This is a genomic window from Amycolatopsis orientalis DSM 43388, from assembly GCF_000411975.1.
Classification (GTDB): domain Bacteria; phylum Actinomycetota; class Actinomycetes; order Mycobacteriales; family Pseudonocardiaceae; genus Amycolatopsis; species Amycolatopsis orientalis_D.
Genome location: NZ_ASXG01000157.1, coordinates 42,043 through 59,105, shown reverse-complemented (window position 1 = coordinate 59,105; position 17,063 = coordinate 42,043). Strand labels below are relative to the sequence as shown.

Below are 17,063 nucleotides of genomic sequence, written 5' to 3'. Positions count from 1 at the left end.
CTTCACCTTGCGCGTTCGCGGTGTCACCATCCGGACATGAGGAAACTCCCGCTCGCCCGCACCGCGACGGTCGCCGCGTGCATGGCGCTGCTGTTCCCGGTATCCGCGGCGTACGCCGATCCGCCGCACAACCTGCCGCAGAACGCCAACGGATACGAGCAGTCCTTCTCGCCCGCCTACGACTACGACGGCGACGGTTGCTACGCCACCCCGGCGATCGGTCCGGACGGCACCCTCGCGCCCGGCCTCAAGACCACCGGCGCGGTCAACGGCAACTGCCACGACAAGTCCGACCTCGACAACTCCCAGACCTACTCGCGCTCGACGTGCAACCACGGCTGGTGCGCGGTCGTCTACGCGAGCTACTTCGAGAAGGACCAGGCCGTCGACGGCAGCGGCCTTGGCGGGCACCGGCACGACTGGGAGCACGTGATCTCCTGGATCGACCAGTCGTCGAACCAGGTCGAGTACGTCACGACCACGCAGCATTCCTCCCAGGTGACCTACCCGAGGTCGAAGGTGAGCTTCGACGGCGCCCACCCGAAAGTGGTCTACCACAAGGACGGCCCGGGCACGCACTTCTTCCGCCTCGCCGACGCCCACGACGAGCCCCCGGAGAACCACTACCACGACTGGCGCTACCCGCCCCTGGTCGGCTGGGACGGCTGGCCCTCGACCGCCCTGCGCGACCGCCTGATGGGCGCGGATTTCGGCGCCGCGACGATCAAGATCAGCGAAGGCCGGTACCAGGACCTGCTGGAGAAGTCGAAGCCGTCCGGAATCCCCTTCGCCCCGCGCGGCTGACCCGCCAACGCCACCCCGAAAACCGCAGCCGCCGCACCCGACGATCGAGGCACCCAGCCCTGGCCCTGCACCCCAAGACCGTCAGCACAATGGAGCTTCGGGGTGCCCCACGCGACACATCTCACCCCAGCGTCAAGAGGAAATCCGGGTAATAGTAAGCACCATGGACTCCGCGCTCCCGCTGGACGGAATCACCGTCGTCTCCGTCGAACAAGCCGTCGCCGCCCCGCTGGCCACCCGCACGCTCGCCGACCTCGGCGCTCGCGTGATCAAGGTGGAACGGACAGACGGCGGGGACTTCGCCCGCGAATACGACCACGTCGTCCACGGCACCGGCGCGCACTTCGTCTGGCTCAACCGCGGCAAGGAATCCCTCGCGGTGGACCTGAAAACCGAGGAAGGGCGCGACGTGGTGCGCCGCCTGATCGCCCGCGCCGACGTCTTCGTGCAGAATCTGGCCCCGGGCGCGGCCGCGAGGCTCGGCTTCGGGTCCGAAACCCTGCGCGCCGACCATCCGGAACTGGTGACCGTCGACCTCTCCGGCTACGGCACCGGCGGCCCCAGGGAGCAGCGCAAGGCCTACGACATGCTGGTCCAGGCCGAAGCGGGCCTGATCGGCATCACCGGCACCCCGGACACCCCGGTCAAGACCGGCATCCCGACATCCGATATCGCCTCCGGAATGTACTGCGCGCAGGCGGTCCTGGCCGCCCTCCTGCGTCGCTGGCGAACCGGCCAGGGCGCGACAGTCGAGGTGACGATGCTCGAAGCGACTGTCGAATGGATGGGCTACGCGATGTACAGCCAGATGTACTCCGGCCGCCAGCCCGCGCGGATGGGCCTGAGCCATGCCTCGATCGCCCCCTACGACGCGTACCCGACGAAAGACGGTCAGATGCTGATCGGCGTCCAGAACGACAGCGGCTGGCGAACCCTGGTCACCTCGGTCCTCGAAGCGCCGCAACTGGCCGAAGACCCGCGATTCACCACGAATGTGCTGCGCGTGCAGCACCGCGCGGAATGCGACGCCGCGGTCGCCGCCGAAACCGCCCGATGGTCCACAGTGGACTTGGACGAGCGGCTGGCGCGGGCGGGAATCCCGGCGGCGCAAGTGAAACAGGTCGCCGACGTCGTAGCCGATCCGCAGCTGCGCGCCCGCGACCGCTGGCGGAAAATCGGCACCGAGCACGCCGCCGTCGACGCCCTGCTGCCGCCGGTGACCTTCGCGGACGTCGAGGCGCGGATGGGCGACGTCCCGGCGTTCGGCGCGCATACCCGTGCGCTGCTTGAAGAAGCCGGGACCGACGCGGACGACCTGCTGCGCCGGGGGATCGCCGCCGAGCCGCGTTGACAGTTGTATGGTGCATCTCTAGCATGCGGGGACATGCCGGGAGAAGACCGCGACGGCGACGCCCTGGACGCTATCCACCGCGCGATCATCCTGTTTTCCCGCGGATCCCGGGTGCGTTCGAACGAACTGTACGAGGGGCTCGGGTTCGTGCAGTACACGATGCTGTCCTCGATCGACCTCGCGGACTGCGCGCACGCGGCGGATCTCGCGCAGGAATACGGGCTCGATCCCTCGACGGTCAGCAGGCAGCTCGCGGAACTGGAGAACGCCGGGCTGCTGGTGCGCGGCCCGGATCCGCGGCATTCGCGTCGGCAGCGTCTTGAGCTTACCGAGGCCGGGCGTCGCGCGCTGGCAATTACCCGTGCGGCACAACGGAAACGGCTCGAAGACCGGCTCCGGGACTGGCCGAGCGGAGATGTGGCGGAGTTCGGGCGGCTGCTGACCAAGTTCGTCGGGTCCTGACAGTCCACAGTAGACTTATCCGCGCGGCGGCCGCTGATTTGCCGCCGGTCGTCGCGGGCCCCGGTCAGCCGCGGCGGATCGGGCCGAGCTTCGCGGAAAGGTCCTCGGCGAGATCGGCCGGACGGGGCGGCCCGGCCGCGCGGTCGGCGGCCCAGGCGAGCGCGAGCCGGCTCGGTTCCCAGCCGTCCTCGTCGATCCGGACCAGCTTGAACTCCGGCGGCGAGAACAGCCGGCCGATCAACGACGCCGGCGCGTAGGACACGAGGGCGACCAGCCGCCGGTTGAAGACCCGCGCGGCCATTTCGACTTCGCCGCCGCGGCCGCTGACCGCGCGGACGATGTTCCGGACGCCGCGGTTCGCGAGCCTCCGGGTCAGCGCGGCGAGGATGAGCGGGTTCGGCCGGGCGAAATCGATGACCACCTCGCGGTCGCGCAGCTCCTCGATGTGCACGAGATCGCGGCGGGCGAGCGGATCGTCCGCGCGGACCGCGATCGCGCCCTGGTATTCGGCGACGGTCCGGGCCCGCAGCCGCTGGTCCTCGACAGCGAGGTGGATCAACCCGAGTTCCAGATGCCCGGACACGAGTTTCGCGGTGACCTCGGCGGCCGAACCGGCCACCTCGAACGTCGCCGGGACAGCCAGCCCGCCGACCGCGGCTTCGAGGTCTTCGAGCAGATCCGACGGCGCGTACGCGGTGGCTCCGACCCGGATCGGCGCGCCGTCCCCGAGCACTCCGGCCGCGATGTCCTTGAGGTTCTCGACCTGGCGCAGGATCGCCCGCGCCGGGCCGAGCAGCGCCTCGCCGAGCGGGGTGAGCCGGACCTCGTGGTAGTGCCGTTCGAACAGCGGGCCGCCGAGTTCCCGTTCGAGCAGCTTGATCTGCTTGCTGAGCGGCGGAGGCGTGATCCGCAGCCGGTCCGCCGCGCGCTTGAAGTGCAGTTCGTCGGCGACCGCGACGAAGTACTTCAGGCGGGTGAAATCGATCTCCATCGTCCAATGTCCAGCGAGGCGGCGGGTCGGGGCGATCATACGGCGGGCAGCGGCATCCGGCGGGTCGCCGGGCGGGCTGGGGGATGCGGTGCGGGGATGAGGGTCGGCGCGGCTGGGTCTCGGGGGAGGGGTTCGGCGGGCGCGGGATGGTTCGGCGGTGCGGTCGGGTAGGGCGTTGTTGCTTGGCGCAGCCGGGGCTTCGGGTGAGGGGGCGGTGAGGAGCGGGGCGGTTCGGCGGTGCGGTCGGGTAGGGCGTTGTTGCTTGGTGGCGGCGGGTCGTGGGTTGAGGGGTTCGGTGGGGCACGGGGCGGTGCGGTCGGGTGGGCGTTTTCACTTAGCGTCGCCGGGTCTTGGGTTGAGGGGGTCAGTGAGGCGCAAGGCGGTGCGGTGGGGCGTTGTTGCTGGGTGGCGCCAGGGTGTGGGTTGACGGGATTGGCGGGGCATGGGGCGGTTCCGTGGCGCGGCGGGTCGGGAGGGTTCTCGCTTGGCACCGCCGGGTCTTGGGTTGAGGGAGTCGGTGAGGCGCGGGGCGGTGCGGTCGGATGGGGCGTTTTCGCTCCACGCCGCCGGGTCCTGGGGATGGGCGCGGGGCGGCGGTCGGGCCGGGAGGGGCGTCTCTTGGCGCCGTCGGATCGTGGGCTGACCGGATCAGCGGGTTGCTGGAGCGGGGCGGGCTGTCGGGCCGTGGAGTGCTCGGCGTGAGGCCGCCGAACCCGGCGCGAGGGAACAGCCGAGGCACCGGGCCCGGCTTCGCGCGGAAAGCGAAAGCACTCCCGCCGTTTCGCTTGCCGCGCATCGCCTGCCCGCTTCCGCTCATCCGGCGCGAGCGGCGCGCCCCTCCTGGTCCTCCGGTGCCTCCAGCACCCCGCGCGCGATGAGCCCGGCCGTCTCGGCAGCGCTCAGCCCCAGCAGTTCGGCGGCGATCTCGAACGTCTGCTCGCCCAGCAGCGGCGCCTGTCCCAGCGGCGGATCGGCGACGTGTGCGGCGTGGATCTGCACGTTCTCCAGCACGTACGGCTCCTCCGCGTACGGATGCAGCTCCTCCCGAAACGCCCGCCGCTCGCGGTAGTGCTCCCATTCCGGCAGGTCAGCGGCCCGCAGCAGCGCCCCGGCGGGAACGCCGGCGGCTTGCAGCCGCTCCATCGCCGCGAACGGGGGCTGCCGCTCCGTCCACTCGGTCACCGCGGCGTCGATCCGGGGCCGGGAAGCGGCGCGGCCGGCGCGGGTGGCCAGACCCGGGTCGGCGGCCAGGTCGGGACGGTCCAGCACCGAGCACAACGCGCCCCAATCCGCGTCGTTTCGCACCGTGACCGCGAGCCAGTCGTCGTCGCCGGCGGTCGGGAAGATGTCCCAGGGCGCGTCGTGCGCGGGCTCGGTCAGGTGATGTCCTCGGCGGGCCAGGTCTTCGGCGGCGATGCGGTCCGCGAAGTGGCTCAGCATCACCTCCGACTGCGCGACGCTCACCGCGCCGCCCTCGCCGGTCCGTTCGCGCCGGACCAGCAGTGCCAAGGCGGCCAGCGCGCCGATCCGGGCGCACACGTGGTCCGGGTAGACCGTGACGGCGTCGCTGAACGTGCCCGGTTCGCCCGGATAGATCCACTCGCTGGTGAGTCCGGTCGCGGCGCGCACGAGCGGGCCGTAGCCGAGGCGTTTCGCCCAGGGGCCGGTCGGGCCGAAGGCCGAGCTGTCGACGACGACGATGCCGGGGTTCACCTCGGACAACGCGGCCCGGTCGAGCCCGAGCGAGGCGATGACCCCGGGTTTGAAGTTGGTCAGCACGACGTCCGACTGCGCGACGAGCCGCCGCACCAGCGCTTGCCCCTCGGGAGCGCGCAGGTTGACGCCGATGGCGCGTTTGTTGCGGTGCCCGGCGGCGAAACCGTGCGACATCAGGCCGGGCAGCGCGGCGCGGGAACCGTCCGGGAAAGCGGAGTTTTCGATTTTGACGACGTCCGCGCCGAGGTCGCCGAAGAGCCGTCCGGTGTCGCCGCCGACCACGATGACGCCGAGGTCCAGGACCCGGATCCCCTCCAGCGGGCGCCCTTCGCCGCGACGAGGGCGGGCGGCGAGGATCGGCGCGGCGGCGACTCGGGCGCCGGTGTCCGGGCCGGCGACGGCGCGGTGTCCGTCGATCTCGGCGATTCCGGCCGGGACCGGGGCGACGAGCCCGGGCGACAGTTCGGTGTCGCGGAAGAAGCCGCGGGCGGCGAGCTGGTCGGTGTGGAGTGCTTCGGCGAGGGTGAGCACCGCGGCGGTCGGCACGCCGTGGCGCTGGCCCTCGGACTCCAGCGAAGCCCGGGTGCGGCCGGCGAAGAAGCGGCCGATCGCGGGCAGCAGGTCCGGCGACGCGAAGCGTTCGCGCACCTGGTCGTACTTCGGATCGGCGAATTCGGCCGGGCTGCCCATCCAGGCGAACATCCCGCGCCACTGCCGTCGCGACAGCAGGCAGATCCGGACGTATCCGTCCCGGCAAGGGAAAATCGGGTACCGGTGGCGTTCCTCGGTGCGTCCGCGCGGCAGCTCGGCCAGCGGCACCCCGGCGGCAGCGCTGCCGACCATGCCGAAGGCCGGGTCCAGCGTTTGCATCGCGCCGTCGAGAACGGAGAAGTCGATGCGGTCGCCGCGTCCGGTGCGCAGCCGGTCGAGGTACAGGCTCACCGCCTGGAACGCGGCTTGCGCGGCGGCGACGTGGTAAGGCAGTTCGCCGGGCGGCAGCAGCGGCGCGCGGCCGGGGATGCCGGACCGGGAGAGTTCGCCGGTCAGCGCGTGGAAGACCGGGGTGGTGGCCTGCCAGTGCCGCCGGGTCGTGGCGCGGCCGAAGTCGCTGACGGACAGGACGACCAGCGCGGGATGCCGGGTGCGCAGGCCGGGGACGTCGAGCAGCTCTTCGGCGGGCGAACCCGGCGGGGTGGTCTCGATCAGCAGGTCGGCGTCGGCCAGCAGCTGTTCCCAGCCGTGCGAGCCGGGTTCGGCGGTCGCCTGGGCGAAGCCGTGCCGGTCGACGGCGGTGCCGATCGCGACCCCGTCGACGACCGGTCCGGTGGCGTCTTCGCCGGTGACGCCGGCCAGGACGACCCGGGTGACGCGCGCGCCGAGATCGGCCAGCAGCCGTCCGGTCGCGGTCATCGGGCCGGAGGACAGATCGAGCACGCGGACCCCGGAAAGCGGCGGGTCGTAGGCATCGGGCACGGAAACCAGCCTCCTCGGGGCTCAGCTGCGGCGGACGGCGCGGAAGGGCAGGTCGCGGTCGATCTCGGGTTCCTTGGGAAGGCCGAGGACGCGTTCGGCGATGATCGTGCGCTGGATCTGGTCGGTGCCGCCGCCGATGGAGGTGAAGAACGCGTTGAGCGCCAGGAAGTTCACGTCGTCGGCGACCGGGTTTCCGTCCCCGGCGAGCAGGGTTTCCGGACCGGCGATGTCGGTGCGCAGCCGGCCCTCGGCGTGCAGGACGCCGGACATCGCGAGCTTTCCCAGCGACATCACCGAACTCGACGTGCCCTGTTCGGCGGCGGCCTTGGCCCGGGCGTTGTTCAACGCGTTGAGTTCGCGCAGGGCGAGCACGGTGGCCAGGCGGTCGCGGATCACCGGGTCGTCGAGCCGGCCGCGTTCCCGGGCGAGCCCGACGAGGTCGTCGGCGATCGAGCCGTGCCGCGACGCCCGCGCGCCGTCGCCCATGATCGAGCGTTCGTAGGCCAGCGCGGTCTGCAGCACGCGCCAGCCCTTGCCCTCGTCGCCGACCAGGTAGTCGGCCGGGATTTCGACGTCGGTCAGGAACACCTCGTTGAAATGCGCTTCGCCGGTGATCTGCACCAGCGGCCGGATGTCGACGCCCGGCTGGTGCATCGGCACGACGAAATAGCTGAGGCCCTTGTGCTTCGGGACGTCCCAGTCGGTGCGGGCGATCAGCAGGGCGTAGTCCGCGGTCTTCGCGCCGGACGTCCAGACCTTCTGGCCGTTGACGATCCAGCGGTCGCCGTCGCGGACCGCGGTGGTGCGCACTCCGGCCAGGTCCGAGCCGGCGCCGGGTTCGCTGTAGAACAGGCAGGTCCGGGACCGTTCGGTGAGAACGTCGTAAAGCAGGTCGTTCTTGAGCTTCTCGGTCCTGAACGCGAGGACGGTGTTGGCCGGGATGCTGTGCTTGTCCTGCCGCGCGCCGGGCGCGCCGACCGCGTCGAACTCGGCCGCGATCACGTCGGCCAGCTCGGCCGGGTAGGCGCGGCCGAACCATTCGACCGGCCAGGTCGGCACGGCGTACCCGGCCGCGACGACTTTCTCCCGCCACGCGACGTGTTCCGGGGTGGTGCTCCAGCGATCGGGAGCCGGGGCGAGTCCGTTCCATTCCGCGGCGAGCCACGCGCGGACTTCTTCGCGGAGCTGGTCCGCGCTGGGGAGGGTGGTGGTCATGGTCAGGCCCCCTTCGAGACGAGGTAGCGCTCCCGGTGCAGCCGCGAGCCGCCGAACAGCTGCGCGCCGGAGCGGGCGCGGCGCAGGTACAGGTGCGCCGGGTGTTCCCAGGTGAAGCCGATCCCGCCGTGCATCTGGATCGCGGACAGGGCAACGGTTTCGTACGCTTCCGCGCAGGCGAATCCGGCGAGGGCGATCGCGCCCGGGCTGCCGTCGGCCGCGGCGTGCCGGGCGGCGGAGGTCGCCGATTCGACCTCGAGGAGACGGTCCGCGGCGAGGTGCTTCATCGCCTGGAAACTGCCGATCGCGCGGCCGAACTGCACGCGGGTCTTGAGATATTCGACGGTCGTGTCAAAGATCTTGCGAGCGCCGCCGGCTTGTTCTCCGGCCAGCGCGATTACGCTGAGGTCCAAGGCTTTCTGCACGGCTTCCCGGCCCGCGGTGCCGAGTTGTCGTGCTGGGGTGTCAGCGAAGGTGAATTGGGACAGCCGCACGGTGGGGTCGAATACCGACAGTGCGGTGCGAGTGAAGCCTGGCGCGTCAGGTGCGACTTCGAAGATGCCGATGTCGTCGCCAGTGCGAGCTACGACGAGAATGACGTCGGCAAGCTGGCCGAAGGTCACGTAGGGCGTGGTTCCGGTCAGGGTTCCGTTTGCTTGTACCGCAATGCTTTCGGGGGTCCAGGTGCCGCTGATGGCGACGGTGCCGATCGAGGAACCGTCGGCGAGCGCGGGCAGCAGACGGCGTTTGTCCTCTTCGGACCCGGCGGCGTCAATGAGGGTCGAAGTCAGCACGGCGCTGGACAGGAAGGGCGACGGCAGCAGCGCCGCTCCGATTTCCTCCGCGACGGCTTCGAGTTCTTCCGCGCCCAGGCCCACCCCGCCGTATTCCGTCGCGATCAGCAGGCCGGGGAGTCCGAGTTCGGCCAGTTGTTTCCACAGGTGCGGGTCATAACCGGACTCTGTCGCCATTACGCGGCGTACGTCTGATTCGGTGCAGCGGTCCGCGAGCAGGTCGCGCACCGCCTCCCGCAGCTGTTCGGTTTCCGCGGCGCTGATCGCCATCGCCGGACCGCCTTTCCCGTCGTCGGGTCTCGATTCCCATGCTGGGTCCGGAAAACGGCGGTGTACATCACGGATTCCGACACCGGCAGGTTTCCCGGAGCGACATGGGCGCACGTGTCGCGGTCGCTCATCTGCCGGTGTCCCGACCGGTCGTTTACGCCGCGTCAGCGGGATGCGAACGTGGAGGTGCGACCATCGGTCGGGAACGGAGTGCGAGGATGACGAGCAGGCGGGAGACCCCGGCGCGGCGGAGGGCGGCGATCGCCGGTCTCGGGCTCACTGAGCTGGGAAAAGTCTACGGTCCGAGCGCGCGGCAGTTCGCCGCGCAGGCCGTCCGGCGGGCGGCCGCGGACGCCGGGATCGGGCTGTCGGACATCGACGGGCTGCTGGTGTCCGCCGGCACGACGCCCGGGGTCGACCTGAGTCTGCAAGTCGACTTGGGACTGCGGGACCTGCGCCTGTTCACCCAGATGCAGGCATTCGGCTCGACGGCGGGCGCGATGGTGCAGTACGCCGCGATGGCCGTCGAAGCGGGCATGGCCGACACCGTGGCCTGCGTGTTCGCCGACGCGCCGCTGCAGCGGGGCAAGGCGACCGGCGCGGCCTACGGCGGCCGGCGCACCACCCCGACCGGCTGGGGGAGTCTGCTGGGCGCCAGCGGGTTCGCCGGGCCGAACACGTTCTACGCGCTCGCCGCGCGACGGCACATGAAGACTTACGGCACCACGAGCGAGCAACTCGGCGCGATCGCGGTCGCGCAGCGTGCGTGGGCGGCGAAGAACCCGCTGGCCCAGCTGCGGGACCCGATCACCCTGGCCGATCATCAGGCGTCGCGGTTCATCGCGGAACCGTTCCACCTGCTGGACTGCTGCCTGGTCTCCAACGGCGGCGCGGCGGTGATCGTGACTTCCGCGGAACGCGCGGCGTCCTTGGCCCAGCCCGCGGTGCAGGTGCTCGGCTGGGGACAGGCGCACCCGGGCAATTCCTTCCGCCGCAACGACAATTTCGGTCTCGTGAGCGGCGCGGCGCGGTCCGGTCCGGCGGCGATGGAGATGGCCGGAGTGACCATCGAGGACATCGACGTCGCCGAGATCTACGACTGCTACACCTTCACCGCGCTGCTCACCCTGGAGGACTACGGGTTCTGCGGCAAGGGCGAAGGCGGCGAGTTCGTCGCGACGCCGGGCATGCTCGGCCCGGACGGCAAGCTCGCGGTCAACACCGGCGGCGGCCAGCTGTCGTCGTACTACCTGTGGGGCATGACGCCGCTGTCCGAGGCGATCGTCCAGGCTCGCGGACAGGGCGGCGAACGCCAGGTGCCGAAGCACGACACCGTGCTGGTTTCCGGCAACGGCGGAATTCTGGACCACCACAGCACGCTCGTGCTCGGCGCGGCGTGAGCGGAGGGAAGATCATGCGTATCAACCCAGTCGCGCGCGACGAAGAGTCCGCGGCGTTCTTCGACGGCACCGCGGTCGGCGAGTTCCGCCTGTTGCGCCGGCGCGGCACCGGCGAATACCTGGACCCGCGCACGGTCCCGGACCCCGACGACGACCTCGAGTGGACGGCCGCCGCGGGAACCGGCACGGTGGTGTCGTGGTCGGTGGTGCACAAACGGGCGCGCGACGGCGGCGAACCGGAGCGCGTGGTCGTCGGCATCGTGGAGCTGACCGAGGGACCGTGGTGGTGGTGCCGGCTCGACGCCGACCCGGACGCGGACCTCTGGCAGCTGCCGGTGCGGGCGGTCTTCGTGCCCTCCGGCCCCGATCCCGACCACGAAAACGTGCCGGTCTTCGCGCCGGCGGAGGAGGACGGCAATGCCCGCTGACGCCCCGGCCGCGCTCGTCGAACAGCGCGGACACGTCCTGGTGATCACGCTCAACCGGCCGCACGCGATGAACGCGGTCAACGCCGAGCTGAGCGAACTCGTCGGCACCGCGCTGGAACGGGCCGAGCAGGACCCGGAGACGCGTGTCGTCGTGCTGACCGGCGCGGGGGAGCGGGCGTTCTGCGCCGGCGCCGACTTGAAGGCCGTGTCGCGGGGCGAATCGCTCGCCGCGCCGGGCCACGAGGAATGGGGCTTCGCCGGATACGTGCGGCATCCGATTTCGAAGCCGACGATCGCCGCGGTCAACGGCTTCGCCCTCGGCGGCGGCACCGAACTCGCGCTGGCCAGCGACCTCGTCGTGGCGGCCGAATCGGCGAAATTCGGGCTGCCCGAGGTGAAACGCGGCCTCTTCGCGGCGGCGGGCGGCGTGTTCCGGCTGCCGCGGCAGATCCCGCGGAAGATCGCGATGGAGATGATGTTCACCGGCGAACCCCTGGACGCCGCCCGCGCGGCGACGCTGGGACTGGTGAACCACGTCGTCCCGGACGCCGACGTGCTGACCGAGGCGCTGGCGCTGGCGGAAAAGATCGCCGCGAACGCGCCGCTGGCGGTGCAGGCCAGCAAACGCGTCGCACTGAGCATTGTGGACGGTGCGATTCCGGCGGAGGACGGCGATTGGGACAACACCCGCGAAAACGCCGCCGGGGTGATGACGAGCGAGGACGTCCGAGAGGGGACGCAGGCGTTCGTCGAGAAGCGCGCGCCGGTCTGGCAAGCCGAGTAGCTGCCGCTTCGGGAACATCCGCGAGGGGAACCCTGCGGGAATCAGATTCCCTCAGGGTTCCCCTCGCGGCACCCGGTCAGTCCACTTTGGACGGATGCCGCGCCAGTGCGGTCACCTGGATGTCCATGTACGGGAACAGCGGCAGGTTCGACAGGATCTGGTGCAGCTCGTCGTGGTCGGCTACGTCCAGCACCGAGTAGTTCGCGTACTCGCCCGCGATTCGCCAGATGTGCGGCCATTTCCCGCTGCGCTGCAGTTGCTGGCTGTACTCCTTCTCGCGCGCGATGAGGGCGTCGCGGACCGCCGGGTCCAGGTCCGGGGGAAGGCGGACGTCCATCCGCACGTGGTAAAGCATGAATCTCCTGCCGAATCAGAGGGCCGGGTCGAGGACGAAGCTGTATTCGACGGTCTCGCCGTTTTCCGCGGGCTTGGGGTCGAGCAGCAGTTCCGGCTTCACCGCGGACGCGATGTCGTCGTCGTTGTGCTCGTCGCCGGGGAAGTACAGCTGCGCGGTGAGCAGTTCGTGCCCCGGTGCGGACACCTTGACGTGCAGGTGCGCCGGACGCCAGGCGTGCCAGCCCGCCGCCGCGATGAGTTTGCCGCAGGCGCCGTCGGTCGGGATCTGGTACGGCGCGGGGCGCACGGTGCGGATTTCGAAGCGGCCTTCCTCGTCGGTGGTGAAGGTGCCGCGCAGGTTCCACTCCGGGATGCCCGGCGCGAACTGCGAGTACAGCCCGTCGGCGTCCGCGTGCCACAGTTCGACCTTCGCGCCGCCCAGTGCTTCGCCGGTAGTCGACGTGACCTGCCCGGTCCAGGTCAGCGCGGTGCCCGGCTCGTTCTCCCGCGTCGGGACCGAGCCGCGCGCGCCTTGCTCGGGGGCGTCCGGAACGTAGTAGGGGCCCTCGATGGTGCCCTTGTTGCCCTTGCGGTGCTCGGTGGCGACTTCTTCGACGACGTGCTCGACCCAGACGTCGAGGAACAGCGGCCATTCGCCGTCCTCGCCGACGCTGATCAGCCACGACTTGAGCGCGTTGTACTCGTCGTAGGTCACCTTGTGCTTGCGGATCGTCGCGTGCACGGCCTCCAGCACCTCGCGGGCGAGCAGGCTGACCCGTTCCTTCGGGGTGCCCGCGACGCCGGCGAGCTTGTCGCTCTTGAACCGTTCGGTGGCGTTGGCTCCGGACGCGGCGGCGGTGGGGGAATGCGTGGCAGTCATGAATCCTCCTTGATCCATCGGGGGTTTCCGGCTCAGCGGTCTTGCCGGTAGTGCCGGAGCTTGCCGGGGTCGAGTTCGGCGCCGAGGCCGGCGCCGGGGCGGATGACCAGTTCGCCGTCCGCGATGCGCAGCGGTTCGGCGAGCAGGTCGTCGGTCATGTCGAGGAAGTTGGACAGTTCGCCGGGGCGGCGCGACGTCAGCTCGTACGCGGATCCAAACGCGACAGTGCACAGTGAACCGAGCTGGCCGTCGATCTGGTTGCCCATCACCACTTCCAGCCCCAGCCCCTCCGCGAGATGGTGCGTGCGCTGCGAACGCGTGAAGCCGGTGCGGGCGGTCTTGATGCTGATCGCGGTGGCCGACCCGCCGAGGATCTCGCGGGTCACGTCGGCCGGGGTCACCGCGGATTCGTCGGCGATGAACGGAACGTCCAATCGGGACACGAGCCAGCGGCGGCCGAACACGTCGTCGGCGGGGCACAGCTCCTCGGCGAACAGCAGGTCGAGGTCGGCCATTTCCCGCATCGCGCGGGCGGATTCCGCGGCCGTCCAGCCGCGGTTGCCGTCCACGTACAGGTCGACCTCGGCGCCGAACCGCTCCCGCAGCGCGCGCACCACCGCGGTGTCCAGGGAAACCGGACGGCGGCCGACTTTCACCTTGAATGTCGTGATGCCGTAGCTGTCGCGAATCCGCTCCGCCTCGGCGACCATCGCGGCGGGCTCGTCGAACCCGAGCATGTGCGAGACCTTCATGCGGTCGGTGTAGCCGCCGAGCAGTTCGGTGACCGAGACGTCGAGGCTTTGCCCCAGCGCGTCCCAGATCGCCATGTCCAAAGCGGACTTCGCGGCCGGATTGCCGACCGTGCGGGAAAGCCGGGCGTGCACGGTTTCGCGTTCGAGCAGGCTCAGGCCCACGACCTGCGGGGCGAACACGGTCTCCAGCACGGCCACGATCCCGGCTTGCGTCTCGCCGTAGGTGAACGGCCGCGGCGGTGCCTCGGCGACACCGACCACACCGTCGTCGGTGTGCACGCGGACCAGCACATGCTCGGCCGTGTGCACTTCGCCGGACGCGAAGCGCAGCGGTTTGCGGTAGGGGATGGCGAACGGGATCGCCTCCACCCGGGTGATCTTCATCGTGTCCTCCCTGACACGGGCACTTCGACGGGGAACAGCTCGCCGAGCGCGTCGAGCACGGCCGGGACCAGTGCCGAGGCCCGGTCGCGGTGCCAGGCGAGCGCGAGCTGGACGGTGGCCGCCCCGGCGAGGTCGCGGAACACGACCCCGGCCAGCGGCAGCGCCCGCGCGGACGCGGGGACGACGCCGACGCCGAGACCGCCGGCGACGAGCGCGAGCAGCACCGCGGTGCCGGCCGCTTCGTGCTCGCGTTGCGGGGTGAATCCGGCGTCGCGGCAGCTGCGCAGGACCGCTTCGTTGACGACGGAATGGCTCGCCGGATAGGTGACGAAAGCTTCGGCGCGCAGGTCGCTCATCGCCACGACCGGTTCCACCGCGAGCCGGTGGTCGGCCGGGACGGCGAGCACGAGCGGCTCGGTCTCGATGACGTGCACGTCCAGGTCGCCGCCGGTGACCGGCGGCCGCAGCACGCCGATGTCGAGCGTGCCGTCGCGCAGCTGCGCGCACTGCTCGCCGGTGAGCAGGTCGGCGTGCACTTCGAGCTCGACCTCGGGCAGCCGGTGCTGCAGCGCGCGGGCGACCTGCGGCAGGTGCGACAGCGCGGCGGTGCCGGTGAAGCCGATCCGGGCGAGCCCGCGCCGTCCGTCGGCGATGCGCCGGGCTCCGCGCGCACCCGCCTCGACCGCGTCCAGGATCCGCTGCGCTTCGGCCAGGAAGAACCGGCCGGCCGGGGTGACCTGCACCTGCCGGGTCGTGCGGCTGAGCAGGGCGACGCCCAGCTCGTCCTCCAGCTGCCGGATCGCGTGCGAAAGCGCGGGCTGGGCGAGGTGCAGGCGTTCGGCGGCGCGGCCGAAATGGCAGGTCTCGGCGACGGCGGCGAAGTACCGCAGGTGGCGCAGTTCCATCGGGCTGCCTCCTCACCGGCTCCTCGCGTGGTCTCGCTCACCGTAAGTTCCGGCATTGAGTGAAGACAAGGAGCGGTTTGCGTGGGATTGATAAACGACATCGAATAATCGCACCCTGGGTCAGGACTGGGACTTGCCCTGGTGTGGCCGGGGCCACGGGCTGGCACAGTGCGGGAAACGCCCTGGTGGGGAGCCGATCAGTGCAGATCAGAGGCCCGTTGGAGGAGTCATGACCGACACGCTGGACCACGCCGCTTCGGTAGTCGCGGACGCGGTGGTGGAAGACCCGGAGGCGGGCGTCTACCGCGCGAACCGCCGGATCTTCACCGACGAGGAGATCTTCGAACTCGAGATGAAGCACATCTTCGAGGGCAACTGGATCTACCTCGCGCACGAGAGCCAGCTGCCGAACCCCGGCGACTACTTCACCACGACCATCGGACGCCAACCGGTGGTGATCACCCGCGACAAGGGTGGCGAGCTGCATTGCCTGATCAACGCCTGCGCGCACCGCGGCGCGATGATCTGCCGCCGCAAACGCGACAACCGGCCCACGCTGACCTGCCCGTTCCACGGCTGGACCTTCCGCAACGACGGCAAGCTGCTGAAGGTCAAGGACCCGGACGGCGCGGGCTACCCGGAGTCGTTCGACACCGGCGGCTCGCACGACCTGACGAAGGTCGCCCGCTTCGACTCCTACCGCGGGTTCCTGTTCGGCAGCCTCAACCCGGACGTCCTTCCGCTGACCGAGCACCTCGGCGACGCCACGAAGGTCATCGACATGCTCGTGGACCAGTCGCCGGACGGACTTGAAGTGCTGCGCGGGGCCTCCACGTACACCTACGACGGCAACTGGAAGGTCCAGGCGGAGAACGGCGCGGACGGCTACCACGTCACCGCGACGCACTGGAATTACGCGGCCACCACCGCCCGGCGCAACACCGGCGAATCGGCGAACGACACGAAGACGCTCGACGCCGGTTCGTGGGGCAAGTCCGGCGGCGGGTACTGGTCGTTCCCGCACGGGCACCTGTGCCTGTGGACCTGGGCGGGCAATCCGCAGGACCGGCCGCTGTGGCCGCGGATGGCGGAGCTGAAGGAGAAGTACGGCGCCGCCAAGGGCGAGTTCATGGTGCGCGGGTCCCGGAATCTGTGCCTGTATCCCAACGTGTACCTGATGGACCAGTTCTCGACGCAGATCCGGCACTTCCGGCCGATCGCGCCGGACAAGACCGAGGTCACCATCTACTGCATCGCGCCGAAGGGCGAGAGCGCGCGGGCGCGGGCGTGGCGGATCCGGCAGTACGAGGACTTCTTCAACGCCTCGGGCATGGCGACGCCGGACGACCTGGAGGAGTTCCGGTCCTGCCAGCTCACCTTCCGCGCGACGGCCGCGCCGTGGAACGACATGAGCCGCGGGGCGCGGCATTGGCTCACCGGGCCGGACGAGGTCGCGTCGTCGCTCGGGCTCGACGGGGTCGTCTCGGCCGGGCGGAAGAACGAGGACGAGGGACTTTATCCGGTGCAGCACGGGTATTGGCAGGAAACCCTGCGCGCGGCGATCGCCCGCGAGCAGGCCGTTCGAGGAGAGGCCCGATGACCGCCGCCGCCGAGAAGACCATCACTCAGCACGACGTAGAGCAGTTCCTCTATCGCGAGGCGCGGTATCTGGACGACCGCGAGTTCGAGAAGTGGCTGGAGTGCTACGCCGACGACGTCGTGTACTGGATGCCGTCGTGGGGCGACGACGATCTGCTCACCGAGGACCCGCAGCGCGACATTTCGCTGATCTACTACCCGAACAAGGGCGGGCTCGAGGACCGGGTGTTCCGGATCCGCACCGAACGGTCGAGCGCGACGTCCGTTCCGGAGCCGCGGACCAGCCACAACATCACGAACGTCGAGCTGATCGAACGGCACGGCGACCTGGTGGACGTGCGGTTCAACTGGCACACGATGTACTTCCGGTACCACACCGTCGACCCGTATTACGGGACCTCGTTCTGCACCGTCGATTTCTCCGGCCCTTCGCCGTTGATCCGGCGGAAGACCGTGGTGCTCAAGAACGATTACATCCACCACGTCGTCGACGTGTACCACTTCTGAGCGGAGGCGGTC

Annotated in this window: 16 protein-coding genes; 8 read left to right on the top strand and 8 right to left on the bottom strand. The window is 70.4% G+C overall.

Features of this window, described 5'->3' with window-relative positions:
- The first annotated feature begins 36 nt into the window (after nucleotides 1-36).
- From L942_RS32435 to L942_RS32425, 3 genes are all read left to right on the top strand, one after another.
- Entirely contained in the window at nucleotides 37-804 is a 768-nt protein-coding gene (locus L942_RS32435) for an NPP1 family protein (protein ID WP_037367646.1), read from the top strand.
- A 163-nt stretch (nucleotides 805-967) separates the two neighbouring features.
- Nucleotides 968-2,155 (top strand): CaiB/BaiF CoA transferase family protein, encoded by a 1,188-nt coding sequence (locus L942_RS32430; protein ID WP_037367645.1) that lies wholly within the window; start codon nucleotides 968-970, stop codon nucleotides 2,153-2,155.
- Between the two features lie 33 nt (nucleotides 2,156-2,188).
- Nucleotides 2,189-2,617 (top strand): MarR family winged helix-turn-helix transcriptional regulator, encoded by a 429-nt coding sequence (locus L942_RS32425; protein ID WP_037367644.1) that lies wholly within the window; start codon nucleotides 2,189-2,191, stop codon nucleotides 2,615-2,617.
- A gap of 64 nt (nucleotides 2,618-2,681) precedes the next feature.
- Here L942_RS32425 and L942_RS32420 read toward each other — a convergent pair whose 3' ends face one another.
- From L942_RS32420 to L942_RS32405, 4 genes are all read right to left on the bottom strand, one after another.
- Complete coding sequence (locus L942_RS32420; protein WP_037367694.1) at nucleotides 2,682-3,608, bottom strand: LysR family transcriptional regulator; 927 nt, start codon at nucleotides 3,606-3,608, stop codon at nucleotides 2,682-2,684.
- Nucleotides 3,609-4,421: 813 nt separating this feature from the next.
- Complete coding sequence (locus L942_RS32415; RefSeq protein WP_037367643.1) at nucleotides 4,422-6,797, bottom strand: CaiB/BaiF CoA-transferase family protein; 2,376 nt, start codon at nucleotides 6,795-6,797, stop codon at nucleotides 4,422-4,424.
- A gap of 21 nt (nucleotides 6,798-6,818) precedes the next feature.
- The gene (locus L942_RS32410) at nucleotides 6,819-8,012 is read right to left on the bottom strand and encodes an acyl-CoA dehydrogenase family protein (RefSeq protein WP_037367642.1); all 1,194 of its coding nucleotides are present in this window, start codon (nucleotides 8,010-8,012) and stop codon (nucleotides 6,819-6,821) included.
- 2 nt (nucleotides 8,013-8,014) lie between these two features.
- Nucleotides 8,015-9,076 (bottom strand): acyl-CoA dehydrogenase family protein, encoded by a 1,062-nt coding sequence (locus L942_RS32405; protein ID WP_037367641.1) that lies wholly within the window; start codon nucleotides 9,074-9,076, stop codon nucleotides 8,015-8,017.
- Between the two features lie 218 nt (nucleotides 9,077-9,294).
- Here L942_RS32405 and L942_RS32400 point away from each other — a divergent pair, with 218 nt between their 5' ends.
- From L942_RS32400 to L942_RS32390, 3 genes are read left to right on the top strand one after another with little or no spacing between them, the layout of a single operon-like run.
- The gene (locus L942_RS32400) at nucleotides 9,295-10,476 is read left to right on the top strand and encodes a thiolase family protein (protein ID WP_037367640.1); all 1,182 of its coding nucleotides are present in this window, start codon (nucleotides 9,295-9,297) and stop codon (nucleotides 10,474-10,476) included.
- A gap of 14 nt (nucleotides 10,477-10,490) precedes the next feature.
- A complete protein-coding gene (locus L942_RS32395) occupies nucleotides 10,491-10,904 on the top strand; it encodes a Zn-ribbon domain-containing OB-fold protein (protein ID WP_037367638.1) in 414 nt (137 codons plus the stop codon).
- Nucleotides 10,894-11,688 (top strand): crotonase/enoyl-CoA hydratase family protein, encoded by a 795-nt coding sequence (locus L942_RS32390; protein WP_037367636.1) that lies wholly within the window; start codon nucleotides 10,894-10,896, stop codon nucleotides 11,686-11,688. The genes L942_RS32395 and L942_RS32390 overlap by 11 nt, the downstream gene beginning before the upstream one ends.
- Before the next feature lie 76 nt (nucleotides 11,689-11,764).
- Here the strand turns inward: L942_RS32390 and catC are convergent, their stop codons facing one another.
- The 4 genes from catC to L942_RS32370 are packed head-to-tail and all read right to left on the bottom strand — an operon-like array spanning nucleotide 11,765 to nucleotide 14,945.
- Nucleotides 11,765-12,043 carry a muconolactone Delta-isomerase gene (catC, locus tag L942_RS32385; RefSeq protein ID WP_037367634.1) on the bottom strand — a complete coding sequence of 93 codons (279 nt, stop codon included), beginning with the start codon at nucleotides 12,041-12,043 and terminating at the stop codon, nucleotides 11,765-11,767.
- A gap of 15 nt (nucleotides 12,044-12,058) precedes the next feature.
- Nucleotides 12,059-12,904, bottom strand: a complete 846-nt coding sequence (gene catA, locus L942_RS32380) for a catechol 1,2-dioxygenase (RefSeq protein ID WP_037367633.1) — start codon at nucleotides 12,902-12,904, stop codon at nucleotides 12,059-12,061.
- A 32-nt stretch (nucleotides 12,905-12,936) separates the two neighbouring features.
- On the bottom strand, nucleotides 12,937-14,040 hold the full coding sequence (locus L942_RS32375) for a mandelate racemase/muconate lactonizing enzyme family protein (protein ID WP_037367631.1): 1,104 nt from the start codon (nucleotides 14,038-14,040) through the stop codon (nucleotides 12,937-12,939).
- On the bottom strand, nucleotides 14,037-14,945 hold the full coding sequence (locus L942_RS32370) for a LysR substrate-binding domain-containing protein (RefSeq protein WP_037367630.1): 909 nt from the start codon (nucleotides 14,943-14,945) through the stop codon (nucleotides 14,037-14,039). The genes L942_RS32375 and L942_RS32370 overlap by 4 nt, the downstream gene beginning before the upstream one ends.
- Nucleotides 14,946-15,174: 229 nt before the next feature.
- Between L942_RS32370 and benA the strand changes: the two genes are divergently transcribed.
- Both benA and benB read left to right on the top strand, forming a co-directional pair.
- A complete protein-coding gene (benA, locus tag L942_RS32365) occupies nucleotides 15,175-16,545 on the top strand; it encodes a benzoate 1,2-dioxygenase large subunit (RefSeq protein ID WP_037367629.1) in 1,371 nt (456 codons plus the stop codon).
- Nucleotides 16,542-17,051, top strand: coding sequence for a benzoate 1,2-dioxygenase small subunit (gene benB / locus L942_RS32360; protein ID WP_037367628.1), 510 nt, complete (start codon nucleotides 16,542-16,544; stop codon nucleotides 17,049-17,051). Before benA ends, benB begins: the two co-directional genes overlap by 4 nt.
- Nucleotides 17,052-17,063: the final 12 nt, after the last annotated feature.